This is a genomic window from Bartonella sp. AP57NXGY (genome assembly GCF_042195805.1).
Taxonomy (GTDB): Bacteria; Pseudomonadota; Alphaproteobacteria; order Rhizobiales; family Rhizobiaceae; genus Bartonella.
The window spans coordinates 1-633 of record NZ_JBHIOZ010000583.1 but is presented as its reverse complement, the minus strand read 5'-3'; the positions used below and the strand labels follow the sequence as shown (position 1 = coordinate 633).

The following is a 633-nucleotide window of genomic DNA, read 5'->3' as shown; positions in this document are numbered from 1 at the left end:
CGTTCCTTCCTCACGCCTCAAACGATAAAGTAAGTCCCAAGCACTCACTCTAGGCTCTAAACCCCAAGGGCTCTTATTCCCTTAAATCAATACTAATCCATAATCGGCTTTTCTTTCACTCAATGCCACCCTCAACACTGCTCCTTAGAGCAATGTTTACGGACAACCCATGAAAGAGCACCAAAACATATCAGAGGCAAAATGGTATAGAGAGCAATCCCTATAAAGGCTGAATCTCTCATAATTTCTTCATTATTTTTTCCCTCTCATGACTTCTCAAACGCTGTATCCTGTTCTTGCAAGACGTTTTTCAGTTCTTTTCTTAAACAGCGATACGTTCTCACCTGCTTAAAGACACCATAATAAAGTTGTAAAATCATCATAGGAATACAAGCAACCACCAATGTCACGCACATAAGCACGAGACCGAATATTGTAACAAGAATATCACTCCATTTTTCTCTATCGCCTTTTTTATACCAATCCTTTTGATCGGTTATTTTACCCCGTTGCTGGTTTATTTCTTTCAATTTTTGAGTATTTTTTCTCAACAAAAGCCACAATGTTATGAAGAGTATGTACAGAACTGGAAACAAGACCCAAACACACACTGTAATAACTTTCCAAAACGCA

1 pseudogene is annotated in these 633 nt (G+C 38.4%); it reads right to left on the bottom strand.

The features are described 5' to 3' along the window. Positions 1-266: 266 nt before the first annotated feature. Positions 267-633: pseudogene (locus tag ACFIL8_RS12160) on the bottom strand (hypothetical protein); the annotation flags it as partial.